General features: G+C 71.6%; 10 protein-coding genes. 3 read left to right on the plus strand and 7 right to left on the minus strand.

The genetic code is table 11. The features are described 5' to 3' along the window. The 5 genes from AB0C69_RS09665 to AB0C69_RS09685 form a co-directional block, all read right to left on the minus strand. Positions 1–2,682 carry an O-antigen ligase family protein gene (locus tag AB0C69_RS09665; RefSeq protein ID WP_360351951.1) on the minus strand — a complete coding sequence of 894 codons (2,682 nt, stop codon included), beginning with the start codon at positions 2,680–2,682 and terminating at the stop codon, positions 1–3. Next, on the minus strand, positions 2,679–3,899 hold the full coding sequence (locus tag AB0C69_RS09670; RefSeq protein WP_360351954.1) for a glycosyltransferase: 1,221 nt from the start codon (positions 3,897–3,899) through the stop codon (positions 2,679–2,681). The genes AB0C69_RS09665 and AB0C69_RS09670 overlap by 4 nt, the downstream gene beginning before the upstream one ends. Further along, the gene (locus AB0C69_RS09675) at positions 3,896–5,044 is read right to left on the minus strand and encodes a DegT/DnrJ/EryC1/StrS aminotransferase family protein (protein ID WP_360351957.1); all 1,149 of its coding nucleotides are present in this window, start codon (positions 5,042–5,044) and stop codon (positions 3,896–3,898) included. The genes AB0C69_RS09670 and AB0C69_RS09675 overlap by 4 nt, the downstream gene beginning before the upstream one ends. 4 nt (positions 5,045–5,048) lie before the next feature. Further along, positions 5,049–6,368: a hypothetical protein gene (locus tag AB0C69_RS09680; protein ID WP_360351960.1), complete on the minus strand. Its 1,320-nt coding sequence runs from the start codon at positions 6,366–6,368 to the stop codon at positions 5,049–5,051. A gap of 110 nt (positions 6,369–6,478) precedes the next feature. After that, complete coding sequence (locus AB0C69_RS09685; protein WP_179846292.1) at positions 6,479–7,132, minus strand: response regulator transcription factor; 654 nt, start codon at positions 7,130–7,132, stop codon at positions 6,479–6,481. A gap of 262 nt (positions 7,133–7,394) precedes the next feature. Here AB0C69_RS09685 and galE point away from each other — a divergent pair, with 262 nt between their 5' ends. Then, positions 7,395–8,399, plus strand: a complete 1,005-nt coding sequence (gene galE, locus AB0C69_RS09690) for a UDP-glucose 4-epimerase GalE (RefSeq protein ID WP_360351964.1) — start codon at positions 7,395–7,397, stop codon at positions 8,397–8,399. A gap of 485 nt (positions 8,400–8,884) precedes the next feature. Then, a complete protein-coding gene (locus AB0C69_RS09695; protein WP_360351967.1) occupies positions 8,885–9,757 on the plus strand; it encodes a helix-turn-helix transcriptional regulator in 873 nt (290 codons plus the stop codon). Between the two features lie 6 nt (positions 9,758–9,763). On the opposite strand, the gene AB0C69_RS09700 is transcribed toward AB0C69_RS09695, so the two are convergent. Both AB0C69_RS09700 and AB0C69_RS09705 read right to left on the minus strand, forming a co-directional pair. Beyond that, positions 9,764–9,979 (minus strand): DUF397 domain-containing protein, encoded by a 216-nt coding sequence (locus AB0C69_RS09700; protein ID WP_360351970.1) that lies wholly within the window; start codon positions 9,977–9,979, stop codon positions 9,764–9,766. A gap of 46 nt (positions 9,980–10,025) precedes the next feature. After that, positions 10,026–10,880, minus strand: a complete 855-nt coding sequence (locus tag AB0C69_RS09705; RefSeq protein ID WP_360351973.1) for a helix-turn-helix transcriptional regulator — start codon at positions 10,878–10,880, stop codon at positions 10,026–10,028. A gap of 438 nt (positions 10,881–11,318) precedes the next feature. Here AB0C69_RS09705 and AB0C69_RS09710 point away from each other — a divergent pair. Continuing rightward, positions 11,319–12,556, plus strand: a 1,238-nt coding sequence (locus AB0C69_RS09710) for a cyclic nucleotide-binding domain-containing protein (RefSeq protein WP_360351976.1), incomplete at its 3' end; no start/stop codon positions are given.

Consider the following 12,556-nt stretch of genomic DNA (forward strand, 5'->3'; position numbering starts at 1 on the left):
TCACCCCTTGTCTTCGGGTGCGGGGGGCGGCGGCGCGGCCTTACCGACGCGCCGGAACAGGACGAGCAGCGCCGCCGTCGTGGCGACGAAGGAGACGGACGTGGCGACCGCGGCGCCGACCGCGCCGTGCGCGGGGATCAGGACCGCGCCGAGGACGACGACGCCCGCGAGCCCGATGCCCTGCCCCGCGGACGCGGCGCCCGGCCGCCCGACCCCGTACAGGCAGGCCATGACGAGCCCGGTGACCCCGAAGGTCACGACGCCGGCGAGCCGGACGTAGGTGGGCACGACCGCGTCGTCGAACACGTCGCCGAAGATCCACGGCAGCGCGGTCCCGGCGATGAGGGCGAGCGGCAGCGCGGCCAGGGCCGACACGCCGAGCGCGGGCAGGATCAGGCGGGACGTCCGTTTCATCGCGGTGTCCCGGTCGTCCTTGGCGAAGTCCGGATACAGGATGTAGTTGACCGCGAGGCCGGGGAGCTGCACGAGCTCGGCGAACTTGCTCGCGACCGTGTACACGCCGAGCACCTTCGGCCCGGCGAGCGCGCCGAGCAGCGCCATGTCGAACCGCAGTTGCAGCAGGTCGATGAGCTGGCCGAGGTAGCCGCGGAGCCCGTACCCGGCGATGGACCGGCCGAGCCGCCGGTCGGGGCGCCCCCACCCGGCGAAGAACCCGCGCCGCGCGAGCCGCCGGGCGATCCACGCGGCGGCGGCGACGTCGGCGAGCACCAGCCCGCTGATCAGCGCGCCGGGCCCGTACCAGCCGGTGAGGAGCACGAGGTAGATCGGCAGGAACACGAACTCCTCGACGGCGATGGCGAGGCTCGCGCCCGGCTGGTCGCCGGTCCCCTGCAGCAGGCCCTTGCCGACCGAGACGAAGCCCTGCGTGAAGGACGGCGCGGCCGCGGCGACCGCGACCCACAGCCCGAACGACTTGAAGAACACCAGGTAGACCAGCGGGCTGAGCGCCAGCCAGCCCGCACCGGAGATCGTCGCGCCGATCACGGTCAGCCACGCCAGCGTGGGCCGTACCCGGCTCTGGTCGTAGTCGTTCCGGGCGAGGAAGTACGGCGCCGCGCCCGGCAGCCCGGCGCTGGACAGCTGGCACAGCAGCCCCGGCAGGATCCGGACGAGCGTGAACGCGCCGACGAGCTCGGGCCCGCCGATCCGCGCCACCAGGATCGTCGCCACGCCGAGCGAGGCGAGCGCGCCGACCCGTCCCGCCACGTTCCCCGCGACCAGCGTCAGCAGCCTGCGCCGTGCGTTTCTCCCGCCGCCCTCCGGTTCGGGAGTTCGGGGCGGCGGCACGGCGACCGCCGCACCGTTCAGGTTCGGCGGGGGGCCGGGCATGGCCGATGAGACGGCGGGCGTGCTCGCCCGCGGCCGGAGACGCCGGCGGACGGAGGAGTCGCCGCGGCGTCCGAAGAGGTCGAGCGCGGCGATCAGCCCGAAGATCGCCCAGCCGTGGCGGTAGTGGAGCGTCTCGTAGAACAGGCCGGAGACGAGGAAGACGGCGACGAGCGCGCCGAACAGCTCGGGACGCGGGACGAGCCGCGCGTACTCGCCGGTCAGCGCGTCCCGGCGGGCGATCCGCACGCACTTCAGCAGCAGGACGAAGACCAGCGCGATGAGCGCGACGCCGCCGAGGAAGCCGCGCTCCAGGACCGCGGCGACGTAGTCGTTGTGCGCCTCCCGGACGTAGGTCTCCTGCCGCACCAGCATCTGGCGCTCGGTCTGGCCGGGCCCGATGCCCCACGGGTGCGTCTGGTCGTCGATCATCTGGAGGGTGGTGGCGAGGACCGTGCCGCGCGAGTTCGTGCTCTCCCCGGTCGTCCGCCCGATGGAGTCGCGCAGGATCGGCGACGCCTGGCTCGCCTGGTCCAGGTACGGCTGGACGTCGACCTGGGTGACGACCGCGACGCCGGCCCCGCCGACGAACACGGCGAACAGGCCGACGGCGATCGCGTGGTGCGCCCTGCCCTCGCGGACCAGCCGGAACAGGTGGCCGAGCAGCACCGCGACGCAGAGGGCGAGCAGCCCGCCGTTCGAGCCGGTGAGGATCTCGGCGGCGAGCAGGATCCCGCAGACCGCCCACCTCTTCCCCCGGACCCCCGGATACCGGGTCGCGCGGGCGACGAAGTACACGCAGATGAACCAGTTGGAGGCGTAGTTCGCGTCGCCGAACGTGAACATCGCGCGCTCGCCGTCGATCTGCTTGCCGGACAGCGCCTCGATGCCCAGCACGAATCCGACGATCATGACGGCGGCGTAGCTCGTCCCGATCCACACGAACGCGCGGAGGGCCACCCTCAGCAGCGCCGGGTCGCGGCCGAGGTTGGCGAGGCTCACCGCCCACAGCAGCACGAACATGTCCTTGAGCAGGGTGAGCGCGCCCGCCTCGTTGACGATGGCGGCGACCCCGCCCGCGATGATCGTCATCAGGGTCGGGACGAGGAACGGCCACCGGACCGGGTGCCCGCGGGTGCCCGCCCACATCAGCGTCGTCGCGATGAGCCCGACCAGCGCGAGGTCGGGCAGCCCGGTGTTGCCGGGGCCCGGCGGGAGGCCGGCCGGCATCAGCATCGGCAGCGAGGCGATGCCCGCGACCAGCACGGCGGCCGCCGGGCGCGGGCCGCGCCTCAGCGGCGGCGGCGCGGGCGGTGCCTCGATCACCGTGGTCATGGCCGGCGGGAGTCGCCTCGGTAGGTCTCGTCCAGGACGGTCCCGAGGTATCCGGGCGAGAACCACTCGCCGACCCTGGCCCGGGCCCGCTCCGCCATCCGCGCGGCGGCGGTCGGGTCGTTCAGCAGCGCCGACATCCCGGCGGCGAGCCCGGCGGGCTCCCCGGGCGGGACGAGCACGCCGGTCTCCCCGGCGAGCACGAGGTCCTGGTTGGACGGGACAGCCGTCGCGACCAGCGGGATCCCCGCCCCGATCGCCTCGACCAGCACGCACGGGAGACCCTCCCAGCGGCTCGCCATCGCCATCACGTCGAAGGCGGGAAGCACGTCGGCGACGTCGCCGCGGTGCCCGAGCCAGCGCATCCGCTCGCCGACGCCGAGCCTCGCGGTGAGCCGCTCCACCTCGCCCGCCATCGGGCCGCCGCCGACCCACAGGCCGAACACGTCGTCCGGAAGCCGGGCGATCGCCCTGGCGAAGATCTCCGGTCCCTTCTGGAACGTCAGCCGCCCGACCGACCCGACGACCCTCACGCCGAGCGGCAGGCCGAGGCGGCGGCGGGCCTGAACGCGGGAGCCGGGCGCGGCCGCGTAGGCGTCCACGTCCACGGCCGGCCAGGACAGCCGGACCCGCTCCGGCGTGGTCAGCCCGAGCCGCAGAGCCGTCGTCACCGTCTCCGACCCGATCGCGAGGAACGCGTCGGTGCGCTTCGCCGCCATCCGTTCGAGGCGGATGTAGAGGTGCCGCCGGGCCCGCGACTGGAACTCGTTGAACGGGAACCCGTGCCACGTGTGGACGATGCGGGGGACGCCCGCGCGGGCCGCCGCGATCCGTCCGAGCACGCCGCCCTTCGCGCTGTGGGTGTGGACGACGTCGTACCGCCCCTCCGCCAGGACGCTGGTCAGTGTCCTCAGCGCGGCGAGGTCGTCGCGCGGGGACACCTGCGGTACCAGCGGCCCCACCTGGACGATCTCCATCCCGGCCGCGTGCGCCCGCCCGGTGAGGTCGCCGGCGGCGGCGTTGGCGACGGCCTCCTCCCCGTAGAGGACGCCGTCGCCGGTGGCGGAGGCCGTGCTGTCCATGCCGACGCCGCCGGTGACGATCGTGCGCTGGTAGTCGCCGTCCGGCAGCGCCAGCGCACCGTTCAGCGCGACCTGGCCGGCGCCCCCGTTGAACCGGGTGATCACCGTGGCGACCCTGAGCTTGCGGGCGGTGCTCACGCGCTCCGGCTCCGCAGCGCAGCGGAGAGCGCGGCGACGACGCGTTCGACGCCGTCGGCCGTCAGCCCCGGATACAGCGGCAGCGACAGTAACTCCTCACCGACCCGGTCGGTCACCGGCACGCGCGCGCATTCCTCAGTGCCGAGGATCCGCCGGTAGGCCGTCATCTGGTTCGCCGGGATGAAGTGCACGGACGTCGCGACGCCCGCCGCCTCCAGCTCGGCGCTGACCGCGTCCCGGTCCGGCACCCGGACCTGGTAGAGGTGCCAGGCGTGCTGCACGCCGTCCAGGTCGCGCTGCGGCAGGACGAGACCGGGCAGCCCCCCGAGCTCCGCGTCGTAGCGGGCCGTGATCTCGGCGCGGTCCCGCTGCCAGCCCGGCAGCGCCGCGAGCTGCGCCCGCCCGATCGCCGCCTGGACGTCGGTCATGTTGGCCTTCAGCCCGACCGTCTTCACGTCGTACCGCCAGCTGCCGCCGGGCAGGTACCGCTTCCACGAGTCCTTGCTCATCCCGTGCATCCGCATCGCGCGGACCCGGTCGGCGAACTCCCCGTCGCTCGACGCCACCGCGCCGCCCTCGCCGATCGGCATGTTCTTGGTGGCGTAGAAGGAGAAGCAGGCCGCGAACGACTCCGACCCGACCGGCCTGCCGCCGCGTCCGGCGCCGGGCCCGTGCGCCGCGTCCTCGACGACCTTCGTCCGGTCCAGGCCCGCCGCCGCGGCGAGCGCCGCGACGTCCACCGGGTAGCCGCCCTGGTTCTGGACGACCATCGCCGCGGGAACGGCGCGGCGGGCCGCCGCCGCGACCGTCTCGGGGCTCGGGACCAGCGTGTCCTCGTCGATGTCGACCAGCACGGGCCGGTGCCCCGCGTGCAGGATCGCGTTGATCGCGCCGCAGAACGTCAGGCTCGGCGTCAGCACCGCCGAACCCGGGGGGAGGTCCAGCGCCCGCAGGCACAGCTCCAGCGCGGCCGTGCACGAGGACACCGCGACGACGTGCGCGGCGCCCAGATGATCGGCGAACTCCTGCTCGAACGCGGCCGTCTGCGGCCCCGTCGTGATCCAACCCGAGTCGAGCACCTTGACGACGGCGTCGGCGGCCTCACCGGACACCGACGGAACCGTGAACGGAACGGACGTACTCATCTGGTCACCCCTTGATCTTCCGGGCCGCGCCGACGACGCCGAGCAGCGGCCAGCCGGACGCGGCGACCAGGTCGCGGACGGTCTCCAGCCCCGCCGCCCTCGTCACCGGACCGACCACCACGACCACGCCGACCACGTCGTCCGAGCCCGGATCGATCTCCTCGAACGCGTGCACCTGGCAGAGCCGGCGCACCGGGACCGCCTTCTTCGCCATCACGGCGGTGCCGGCACGGACCACCGACGTGCTGCTCTTCCCCTTGCCGGACCCGCCGCCGGCCGGCGGCGTCCCGCCCTTGCCGTCGCCGTCGCCGTCCGGGGCGTCGTCTCCGGGGCGGGCCGTGACGACCTTCGTGCCGTCCCCGTACACGGCGGACGCGACCGACGACACCACGCCGGCCGGCAGCGGGCCGGGCGCACCGACCAGCGCGACCCGTCCGACCCCCTCCTTCTTCATGGCGAGCCGGACGCGCCGCCCGAGGTCGGCGAGCTGCTCGGGCCCCCGGTCGGCCCAGCCGAGCAGCGGAACCCCGAGCCGCCGCGCGACCCGCCGCTGCCCCGGGATCGTGGGACGGGCCGTCTCCGTCACCACCGCGATCAGGATGCCGCCGACCAGCCCGACCAGCCCCGCGATGGCCGCCGTCATCACGACCGGGTTCGTGCGCGGCGCCAGGACCGCCGGCTGCACCACCGACGCCGTCCCGGCCGACGACAGCTGCGTCTGCAGGTCCGACCGGTTCGACCGCAGGTCGGTGAGCTCCGCCTGCACCCGCTCGCGCTCGTTGGCGGCGCCGATGTCGGGGTTCGGCTGCGCGCCCGCCCGCCGCGACAGCGGGCCGAGACGCTTCTCCAGCGTCCGGACGCGCTTGTCGATGTCGTCCATCTGCTGCCGGATCGAGCCCTGGTTCGACTCGTTGATCTCCTTGACGACCGCGGCGCCGAGCGCGTCGGCCAGCCGCCGCGCCACGCCCGGGTCGCGGTCCTTCACCGACAGCTCCACCACGGTGGACGTCCCGAGCCCGGCCACCCCGATCGCCTTCGCCGTCTTCACCGTCGACCGGTCGGCGTGCTGCTGCCGCAGGACCCCGCTCAGCAGGTTCTCGCTGGTCGCGAACGCCTTCACCTGGCTGACCACGATGGACACGCCCGCGTCCCCGGGGGCCGCGTCGGTCGCCCTGCTGCTCGCCTGCAACCGCGTCGCGGCCGTGTACGGCGGCTCCCGCCCGCTCATGGCGAGGCCCACCAGAACCAGGGGGAGGAGCGTCATGACCAGCAGGAGCGCCCAGTAGCTCCGGACCACCCGCGCGGCGACTTCGTCGATCTCCACGGTTCCCCCTCCGGCTCCGTCATGGCCGAGCGTAGGAAGCCGCCTGTCCGGAGGAATCACACAAATGACGACCCCGCTCTACGCCGTTTGCACCAGAGCGCGCCCCACGCTCAGTAGTCGTCCGAGGTCGGCCGCATGCCGGCGCGCATCGCGAGGGTGATCGCCTCCAGGGCGGAGTGCAGGTCGAGCTTGGCCAGCAGGTTCTGCGTGTGGGTGCGGACGGTGTTCGCCGACAGGCCCAGCCGCTCGGCGATCTCCGCGCGGCCGAGGCCGTCCACCATGCACTGCAGGACCTCGCGCTCCCGCGGCGTCAGCTCGGCGATCAGCCCGTCGCCACCGCCCTCGGTCAGCCTGCGCAGCACCTCGCCGAGCACGTCCGGGGGGATCCAGCCGCCCTGCCGCGCCGCGGACCGGATCACCCGGGCGACGAGGTCGGCGCTCTCGGTCTTCTCCACCCAGCCCACCGCGCCGGTCCGGACCGCCCGCACCATCGCGTCCACGTCGCTCATCGCGGTCAGCATGACGACCCGGACGTGCGGGTACCGCTTGCGGACCCGCTCCAGGACGTCCAGCCCGTTCTCCGTGTCCAGCGTCATGTCGAGGACGAGGACCCGCGGGCGCTCGGCGGCGGTCAGCGCCAGCGCGCGCCGCACGTCGGCGGCGATCGGGAGGATCACCAGATCGGGCTCGCGTCCCAGCCGTGCCGCGAGGGCCTCGGCGAAGAGCGCGTGATCGTCCACGATGAGGACACGGATCGGTTCCATGCACCGACGATGACCGCTGCGCGGGCCCGGCGGATCCTGCAAACGCTGTACTTCGTTTCGGCCGTCCGATTGCCGGAGCCCGGTTTGCGACCTCGCAGGACGAGTACTCGGGGGAAGGCTCGTGCGCGGACGCGGCCGGGCCCGGCCGGTTCACGCGAGTCCGGACCCGGTCACCTCGAACGCGGGACATTGACCGCCCGCCGCCGCCTGCTCATCCTGTGGCTGGAACTTCAGGGGACGCACTGGCCTGCAGGGATGCCACATGAAAGTGCTGATCACAGGGGGAGCCGGCTTCATCGGCAGCACGATCGCCTCCGCCTTCACCGAGCGCGGCGCCACTCCCGTGGTGCTCGACAGCCTCATCACCGGACGGCGGGAGTTCACCGACGGCAAGGTCTTCTACCAGGGCGACATCGGGGACGGGGACCTCGTCGACGAGATCTTCCGCGACCACCCCGACATCGCGCTCACCGTGCACTGCGCCGCGCTGATCGTGGTGCCCGACTCGATGACGGACCCGCTGCGCTACTACCGGGTCAACCTGTCCAAGACCCTCGATCTCGCGGGCCACCTCGTCCGCAACGGCTGCGATCGGATGATCTTCGCGTCCACCGCGGGGATGTACCGCCCGGAGGCCGACCTGTCGGTCACCGAGACGTCCGAACTCGAACCGCAGAACCCCTACACCCGCTCGAAGATGATGGCGGAGCTGCTCCTGCGGGACTTCTGCGAGGCCTACGGGCTGCGCGTCATCTCGCTGCGCTACCTCAACCCGATCGGCGCCGACCCGCGCCTGCGCACCGGCCTGCAGAACAGCAAGCCCACCCACGCCCTCGGCAAGATGATCGAGTGCTACGCGACGGGCGTGCCCTTCAAGATCACCGGGGTGGACTGGGAGACCCGCGACGGCACCGCGATCCGCGACTACATCCACGTCTGGGACATCGCCCGCGCCTTCCACGCGGCCGCCGCCCGCTTCGACGCGATCATCCCGCCCGCCGGCGACCACGCCCGCTACGAAGTGATCAACCTCGGCACCGGCGACGGCGTCACCGTCCGCGAGCTCGTCGCCGCCTTCCGCGAGGTCGTCGGCGACTCCTTCCGGGCCGAGGACGCCCCCGCCCGCCCCGGCGACGTGGTCGGCGCCTACGTCGACCCGGCCAAGGCCTGGGACCTGCTCGCCTGGAAGCCCGAGTACACCGTCGAGGACGCCATCCGCCACTCCCTCCAGTGGGCCGACCGCCGCCGCGGTCTCGACGTGGCCTGACCCACGAACTCGGTCCGTCCGGTCGCCCGTACCTTCCGCCGGGGCGACCGGACGAACCACGCCCGCCGTGTGCCGTCGGCCCATCTGGCGCCAAGCGGCCTCTGGGTGCCGAGCGGTCCGAATCAAACGACCACCTGAGCAGCACTTACACGTGCTTTGGGCTGGAATTCGATGCACCGCTGCTCCTCGGCCTACACGGTGAGTGCGGGCGGAAATCGACCTCGCTCCCTCGGAGAACTGTCGAGCGGGTTCGGCGGCTGACCTGATCAGGTCAGCAAAGGCGAGCCACCTTTTCTCGGCGGGGCCGACCTGCTGATACCGGTGTTACTCGCGTTGAGATCGAGGCGATAGGTGCGGGAAACGCGCTTGCCAAAGCGCGCTTCGTGCAGTGGCGGATGCGACCAGCGACTAGGGGCGACATCTTTTGGGTATCGCTATTGTTGGCAGTGCAGGGATGCGCCCAGTTTCATGATCAAGGAGTACACATGACCTCGTCGCCGGGGCCAGTGGTCGTCCGTGCCCTCTTGGTCGCAGAACTGCGCACTCTGCGTCATCGCCAGGCCTCCGGTGGGGATGCGGCCGCGCGGGAGCTCGGGTGGACTCCAGGGCGGTTGGCGCGGGTGGAGAACTGGACGCCGCGAAACCCGATCGACGACCTCGCCGCGTTACTGGACTACCGGGGTGCCGGCCCGGAGCAGAAGGAAAAGCTGCTGCGGCTTGCGGAAACGGCGCGGCGGCCCGCCTGGTGGGAGCCCTATCTGACCGGCTGGGACGACCCGGAGTTCGCCCGCTACCTCGCCTACGAGGCCGCGGCCCTTTCGATCAGCGCGGTCGAGGTCCTGCACGTCCCGGCCCTGCTTCAGACGGAGGGTTACGCGCGCGCCGTACTCGGCGCGTACTGGCCGGATGCGACGCAGGAGCGGATCGACGCGCTGGTGGAACTCCGGCAGCGGCGCCGGCGGCTGCTCGACGAGCGGGACGAGCAGGACGTCGCCCAGATCTACCTGCTCGACGAGGCGGTCATCCGGCGCCGGACCGGTTCCGCCGAGGTCATGCTGGGCCAGCTGGATCGGCTGCTTCAGGAGGCCGACCTCCCGGACGTGACGATCCAGGTGCTTCCCATGGCCGCCGCCCACACGGCGTTCACGGGTCCCTTCTGGCTGCTGGACACCGGAGAGGGCATCGATGACGTGCTGCATCTCGAAAGATTTCCGCGAAGCAGCACGTACATCGGTGCGTCGCCGGAACTTGCCGAGCATCGCGTCGCCTTCGCCCGGCTCAGCGACGACGCGCTGAGCCCGGACCGGTCCAGGGAATTGCTGGAAACGGTGCGCGCCGAACTGGCCGACGGCGACTAGCGATGCTCACTCCGGGCGGAACCCGGACTTGACCTGATGGATGAACCTGCGCCACTCGTCCCTACCGTAGAACTGCACTGGACCATCCGGATTCTTGGTGTCACCGACGATGACTCCACTTGCCGAAGCGGCCGCCCGGATGCAGTTACCGCCGCCACTCGCGCTGGCGACGATCCATTTGGGCTCAGCGGAGGCGGCCTCGGCCGATGGTCCACGTGTCATGGTTCTCCTTATCAGGGACAGCGAACGTTCCAGCGGCTCGGTGAGCCTATGAGATACGTCCGATCATTGTGGTGATGAGGTCCTGCGAATCCGCAGGGCTCAAGGCGGAGGCGCGCAGGTGGTCGACCGCTTCCCGGTACCGGTCGATATCGTTCCTGCCCTCCAGGTATATTTCGCCGCTCAGCCCTTCGGTGTACACGATCGGCGACAGCGTCGCGTCGGTGAATTCCACCAGGGAGAAGGCACTGTTCAGGCCGGGGTGCGCGCCCACCTTGAATGGCACGACCTGAATGGTCACCTGCGGTAGAAGCGATTGCTGATGGAGCTTGTCGAGTTGTGCCTTCATGGTCGAGGCACCCCCGACATGCCGGATCAGTACTGATTCGTCGAGCAGGACCCAGAGCCGGGGCGGACTGTCCTGGGTGAGGAGGCGCTGCCGCCGCATTCGCGCCTCGACGCGTTCTTCGAGCACGTCCTCCCGGATTCTCGGCAGGAGACCGCGCACGGCGGAGCGGGCGTACTCCTCGGTCTGCAGCAGGCCGGGGACCAGGCACGAGTCGTACTCGGTGATGGAGGAGGCGCCGTCCTGGTAGTCGATCAGCGAGGTGACCTCGCCGAGATCGCTGTACTGCCGCCACCACGACCGTTGGCGCGCCTCCCTGCCCAGGCGCATCAGTTCGTCCTTGACCGCCGGATCGGTCACCAGGTACAGCTCGCACAGATCCCGGATGTCGCGCGCGGTCGCGACGCGCTGACCGGTCTCCATCCGGCTCACCTTGCTCGGCGAGCACAGGAGCGCCTGCGCCACCTCGTCGATCGTCCTGGAGGATTCCAGGCGAAGCCTCCGCAGCCGCGAGCCGAGCTCCCGCCGGCGGATGGTCGGGCTGCCGCCATCGGTCATGACCAGGTCACCGCCCCTTGATCGAACGTCTGCCCCGACGCTGAGCACGTCGTTGCCAGAGGAAGGTGCCAATGTCCATCACAAGTTGGCACTTGCCAAATTCTACTTGCCGAAGGAACATGACGGTAGCAGTAGTCGGACAAAGAGACGGCAGACACGAGCGATCCAGTGATCACGGGGAGCCCGCTCGGGGGCAAAGAAGCGGGAGGTGTGCGAAGCCGCTGATCAACGCCGCACAACAAGTTGGGCCGGTCGGCACACCGGCCCAACGGTGACGACACCCCGGCTATCGAAGAGCGACGGAGGTCGTAGGTTGAATGTAAGCGAATACATGGGGGAAAGCAATGGCGGAGGGCTCCCGTTCGGGAACCCTTATCGCAGGTCAGAGCAGGGGAAGGACCGCAGCGGACGCCGTCCGCCGAACGCCGGAGACGTCGCATGACCGCCACGGGCCGCCGAGGCGGCCCTTCCGAAGGCGACCGCACCGACGAGTTTCCGCTCCGGCGTTCCGCTCCGGTGCCGTCGCTCGTGGTCTACGCGGCGAGCACCATCGGCGGGCTGGCCCTCCTGGCGGCGGTGCTCGCCGGCACCGGGATGCTGGCGGGCCCGGTCTGCCTGGCCGTCGTGGCGGGCACCCTGGTGCTCGTCAACCGGCGCCTCTGCGAACTGGCGGACGCCGCCCGTGATCGCCGACCGGCCACTCCCGGCCAGGGGGCGCTGATCGGGTCTGCTCACGATGGCCTTGTGGGCGAGTTGGAATCCGGCTCGGAGCGGCCCAAGGCGTTCTGGCAGTCCCTCAGCGACGGTGAGCGCGGCCTCCTGCTGGCCCTGGGGCGGCGCCGCACGTTCCGCAGGGGTTCCGCCCTCTTTCACAGGCACGACCAGGCCGACCAGGTGTTCGTCCTGCTCAGCGGATGGACCAAGATCTGCGTGTCCGAGGGCGGGACGGAGCGGGTGCTCGCGCACCGCGGCCCCGGACAGCTGATCGGGGAGCGCGCGGCGCTGCGGACCGCCGTCCGCTCCGCCAGCGCCGTGGCACTGGACGACGTCGTGGCGCTGGTGATGAGCACGGCGGAATTCGCGAGCTTCATCGCGGAGCGTCCCCGTGTGCTCGCCATCGTCGAGGACCAGATCTACGAGCGGCTCATCGAGCCTTCCGAAAGCGGCGCGGCAGGCGGGGAGACCGCGTCCCGTCCGGCATGCGCAGGACCCTCCGAGAGCCCGAGACCGGTGGAACGCCCCCGTTTCGAAGGGCAATACTGCACCGTCCTGCTGTTCGACGTGGCCGGCTTCGCCGCCACGATCCGTACCGACGAGGACCGCTACTTCGTGCGCCAGAGCCTCTTCGACGTCGTGCAGGGCGCTTTCGTGCTCGCGGGCCTGGGCGACCTCGACCGGTGCCACTGGGAGGACAGGGGTGACGGCTTTCTCATCATCGTGCCGCCGACCACTCCAGCGAGGACGGTCCTGGAGGCCCTGCCGCCCCGGCTTGAGGTCGCGCTGCAGCAGCACAACCGGCGTTCGACGGCTCCGGTCCGGATGAAGCTGCGGTTCGCGATCACCGTCGGCCCGGTGGCGTCCGACGCGGTCGGGGTGTCCGGAGAGGCGATCATCGAGGCGGCCCGGATCCTTGAGATCGACGCCTTCAAACGGGCGCTCGCGGGGAGCACCGCCTG

Source organism: Actinomadura sp. NPDC048032 (assembly GCF_040653175.1).
Taxonomy (GTDB): domain Bacteria; phylum Actinomycetota; class Actinomycetes; order Streptosporangiales; family Streptosporangiaceae; genus Spirillospora; species Spirillospora verrucosospora.